Source organism: Pseudomonas sp. UBA6276, from assembly GCF_002438365.1.
Taxonomy (GTDB): domain Bacteria; phylum Pseudomonadota; class Gammaproteobacteria; order Pseudomonadales; family Pseudomonadaceae; genus Aquipseudomonas; species Aquipseudomonas coleopterorum.
The window spans coordinates 1-3,892 of record NZ_DJUS01000118.1 but is presented as its reverse complement, the minus strand read 5'-3'; the positions used below and the strand labels follow the sequence as shown (position 1 = coordinate 3,892).

General features: G+C 63.5%; 5 protein-coding genes and 1 pseudogene. 1 reads left to right on the top strand and 5 read right to left on the bottom strand.

Annotated elements, in window-relative coordinates; genetic code table 11:
* On the top strand, nucleotides 1-483 hold a 483-nt coding region (locus B2V21_RS14140; protein WP_286917169.1), incomplete at its 5' end, for a peptidoglycan-binding protein.
* Nucleotides 484-508: 25 nt separating this feature from the next.
* Here the strand turns inward: B2V21_RS14140 and B2V21_RS14135 are convergent.
* The 5 genes and pseudogenes from B2V21_RS14135 to B2V21_RS14115 all read right to left on the bottom strand — a co-directional run.
* Entirely contained in the window at nucleotides 509-1,420 is a 912-nt protein-coding gene (locus B2V21_RS14135) for a S66 peptidase family protein (RefSeq protein ID WP_286916150.1), read from the bottom strand.
* A 65-nt stretch (nucleotides 1,421-1,485) separates the two neighbouring features.
* Complete coding sequence (gene lipA / locus B2V21_RS14130) at nucleotides 1,486-2,517, bottom strand: lipoyl synthase (protein ID WP_286917168.1); 1,032 nt, start codon at nucleotides 2,515-2,517, stop codon at nucleotides 1,486-1,488.
* Nucleotide 2,518: 1 nt separating this feature from the next.
* Nucleotides 2,519-3,166, bottom strand: coding sequence for a lipoyl(octanoyl) transferase LipB (gene lipB, locus B2V21_RS14125; RefSeq protein WP_049860844.1), 648 nt, complete (start codon nucleotides 3,164-3,166; stop codon nucleotides 2,519-2,521).
* Complete coding sequence (locus tag B2V21_RS14120; RefSeq protein ID WP_049860843.1) at nucleotides 3,166-3,441, bottom strand: DUF493 domain-containing protein; 276 nt, start codon at nucleotides 3,439-3,441, stop codon at nucleotides 3,166-3,168. The genes lipB and B2V21_RS14120 overlap by 1 nt, the downstream gene beginning before the upstream one ends.
* Nucleotides 3,442-3,520: 79 nt before the next feature.
* A pseudogene (locus B2V21_RS14115) lies at nucleotides 3,521-3,892 on the bottom strand (serine-type D-Ala-D-Ala carboxypeptidase); the annotation flags it as partial.

Sequence of the window (3,892 nt, the reverse complement as noted above, 5' to 3'; positions counted from 1 at the left end):
GGCTTCGACTACGCCCTGGCCGACGGCAGCAGCCGCAAGCCGGTCAGCGACTGGCAGCGTCTGGGTGTAGCGACGATGCCCGGCGGCGCAGTCCCGGCGGGCAGCGAGAATGCCTCGGCGGCGCTGCTTCTGCCCGCCGGCTACCGCGGCCCGGCCTTTCTGGTGTTCGATAATTTCCGCGCGATCCTGAAGTACAACAACTCTTCGTCGTACGCGCTGGGCGTAAGCCTGCTGGCACAGCGCTTCCAGGGTTCGGGCTACATTCAAGGCACTTGGCCGAAAGATGACATGCCCCTCACACGCACCGAGCGCATCGAACTGCAGAGCCGGTTAACCGCGCGCAATTACGATGCCGGCGCTCCAGACGGCATCATCGGCGCCAACACGCGCAAGGCCATCCGCAGCGCGCAGCAAACCTTGGGCTGGCCAGCTGACGGCTATCCGACCCACAAGCTGCTGGAAGCCTTGCGGGCGCAGCAGTAACAGGATGTGGTGGCCTTGGCGTCGCCTAGGCCACCACATCCTGCTCCAACCAGACCTGCCGCTCAGTGGCGTCAAGCCTGACCTGCACGCCCAGCGGCAAAGTCAGGTTCGGATCGCAATGACCACTGCGCCAGCCGGCCAGCACTGGAATGCCATCGGCCTGAAACGTATCGAGCAGCAGCGGCGTCATCTGCTCGACACCGATGCCCGCGAAGTCGCCCACGATCACACCCCGCACCCCACGCAGCTTGCCGGCCAGGCGCAGGTGGGTCAGGAAACGATCCACGCGGTACAGCGGCTCGTTGACGTCCTCGATGAACAGCACGATGTCCTCGCCAGGCAGCTCGTACGGCGTTCCCAGCGTGGCACTGATCATCGCCAGGTTGCCGCCCATCAATCGTCCTTGAGCCTGGCCAGGCAGTACCGTGGTCAGCGGCCACGCTGGCGGATGCCGCAACAGGTCTCCTGCTCCCAACTCTCCGCGCAGCATCTGCCACAACGAAGACTCGGTCGGCGCTTGCTTCTGCGTCAGCAGATCGGATTTGAACAGCGGCCCATGGAAGGTCACGAACCCGGCATGGCGAGCGATGGCCACATGCAGCGCGGTGATATCGCTGTAGCCCACGAAGGGTTTGGGGTGGCGCGCCAGTAGCGGGAAGTCGATCTTGTCCAGCAGACGGGGCGTACCGTAGCCACCACGCAGGCAGAAAATGGCATCTACTTCGGGATCGGAAAACGCGTCGTGGAGGTCTTGCAGGCGGGCCTCGTCGCTACCGGCCAGATAACCCTGGGCCAGCGCAACACCGGGGTAGATCCGCAGCGTGTAGCCGCGCGCTCGGGCCCAGGCGCAAGCAGCTTCGATGTCCAGCTCGATGGGGCCCGCCGGCGCGATCAGGGCGATCGTGCCGTGGTCGGGCAGGCGTGGGGGTAATTGCATGGGAAAAACTCCGCAATCGTGGGTCCGGCGTAGACCAGGCGGTGCCTGCTCTACGCCGGCAGATGTCAGAGCTTGATCTTGGCTTCGTGCGCCTGCTGGTCGGCATGGTACGAGGAGCGCACCAACGGCCCGGAGGCGACGTTCTTGAAGCCCATCTTCATGCCTTCCTCGGCAAACCAGGCGAAGGTGTCCGGGTGCACGAAGCGCTGGACCGGCAAGTGGCTGCGCGACGGCTGCAGGTACTGGCCCAGGGTCAACATGTCGATGTTGTGCTCGCGCATGCGGTGCATGACCTCGATCACTTCCTCGTCGGTTTCGCCCAGACCCAGCATCAGGCCGGACTTGGTCGGCACATGGGGCACCAGCTCCTTGAACTTCTGCAGCAGGGTCAGCGACCACTGATAGTCCGAACCCGGACGCGCAGCCTTGTACAGGCGCGGTACGGTTTCCAGGTTGTGGTTGAACACATCCGGCGGCTCTTGCGCCGTGATGGCCAGCGCCACATCCATGCGCCCACGGTAGTCGGGCACCAGGGTTTCCAACTGCACGCCGGGTGACAGCTTGCGGATCTCGCGCAGGCAGTCGGCGAAGTGCTGGGCACCGCCGTCGCGCAGGTCGTCGCGATCCACCGAGGTGATCACCACGTACTTGAGGCGCAGATCGGCGATGGCCACGGCGAGGTTCATCGGCTCGTCGGCGTCCAACGCCTTGGGGCGACCATGACCCACATCGCAGAACGGGCAGCGACGGGTGCAGATGTCGCCCATGATCATGAAGGTCGCGGTACCGCCGGAGAAGCATTCGCCCAGGTTGGGGCAACTGGCCTCTTCGCAGACGCTGTGCAGCTTGTGCTTGCGCAGCAGCTGCTTGATACGGTCGACTTCGGGCGACACCGGAATGCGCACACGAATCCAGTCGGGCTTTTTCGGCAGTTCTTCGGTGGGGATGATCTTGACCGGGATGCGCGCGACCTTTTCGGCACCGCGCAGCTTGACGCCCGCCTCGACCTTGGGCCGTGGCGCGTTGGCCTTGGGCGCACCCTCGGCGAGGTTCTGCAGGGGGATCAGCGTTTGCACAGCTTCTGTCGCGGTAGTCATATCAGTCGATTCCGCCCGTAAGGGTCGTCTGCTCAACATAGTCGAGGTGCTTGACCAGCTGCGCTCGCAGCCTTGCACTGACCTCGGCAAATTCAAGGGGTGCGACATGATCGCACATCTGCGTCATCGGCAGGCCGGCATATCCACATGGATTTATCCGCCGAAAAGGCGCGAGGTCCATGTCGACGTTCAGCGCCAAGCCGTGGAATGAACAACCACGGCGGATACGCAGGCCCAGCGAAGCGATCTTCGCGCCGTCCACGTAGACACCGGGGGCATCCGCACGGGCTGCGGCAGGCACCCCATAGGAGGCCAGCAGATCGATCAGGGTATGCTCCATGCGCGTGACCAGCTCGCGCACACCGTAGCCCAGCCGGCGCACGTCCAGCAGCAGGTACACCACCAGTTGGCCGGGGCCATGGTAGGTCACCTGACCACCGCGGTCGACCTGCACCACCGGGATCTCGCCGGGCACCAGCAGGTGCTCGGCCTTGCCCGCCTGGCCCTGGGTGAAGACCGCCGGATGCTGGACCAGCCAGACTTCATCGGCGGCGTCTGCATCGCGCTGATCGGTGAACCGCTGCATCGCGTGCCAGACGGGCTCGTAAGGCATCAGACCGAGTTCGCGAAACCCCAGGCATTGCGGCATCAAAGCACCATTTTGACGATGCCGGTGGCGCGCAGCTCACTGTTGATGTTGTAGAGCTGTTCCTGGCCGGTCGCCAGGATGTGCAACTGCAAGGTGGTGTAGTTGCCGTTGGTGCTCTGGCGCTCGGCGTTCTTGTCGTGATTGACGGTGGCGTGCTTCTCGACGATCTTCACCACCGTGTCGCGAAAGCCCACGCCGGTGTCGCCGATGATCTTGATCGGGTAGTCGGCGCAGGGGAATTCGATCTTCGGTTCTTTTACTTCGGTATCGGTCATGACGATGACGGCCTCGGGTAAACCGTGAAAACAACAACGCCCCCGCCTGTTGCCAAGGCGAGGGCGCGCGGTCGCGATATCAGTTGAACAAGCCGTAGAAGAATAGACGAACGCTATCCCACACGCGGCGGAAAATACCACCTTCCTGTACATCGTCCAACGCGATCAGATCGGAGGTCTGAACGATCTTGTCACCGTTCTTCACTTCAACCTTGCCGATCACATCGCCCTTGGCGATGGGCGCGGTCAGCTGCGGGTTGATGGTCATGCTGGCAGCCAGGTTCTTCAACTGACCCTTGGGCAGCGTCATGGTCAGATCTTCAGCCAGGCCGGCCTTGATCTCGCGGATGTCGCCCTTCCACACCGGCGCTTTGGCCAGCTCGGTGCCCTTCTGGTAGAAGGTCTGGGTTTCGTAGAAGCGGAAGCCGTAGGTCAGCAGCTTCTGGGTCTC

Bases quoted from the DNA above. Each gene is read 5' to 3' on its own strand.
- B2V21_RS14135 (WP_286916150.1), bottom strand. From the start codon at position 1,420: ATGCAATTACCCCCACGCCTGCCCGACCACGGCACGATCGCCCTGATC.
- lipA (WP_286917168.1), bottom strand. From the start codon at position 2,517: ATGACTACCGCGACAGAAGCTGTGCAAACGCTGATCCCCCTGCAGAAC.
- lipB (WP_049860844.1), bottom strand. From the start codon at position 3,166: ATGCCGCAATGCCTGGGGTTTCGCGAACTCGGTCTGATGCCTTACGAG.
- B2V21_RS14120 (WP_049860843.1), bottom strand. From the start codon at position 3,441: ATGACCGATACCGAAGTAAAAGAACCGAAGATCGAATTCCCCTGCGCC.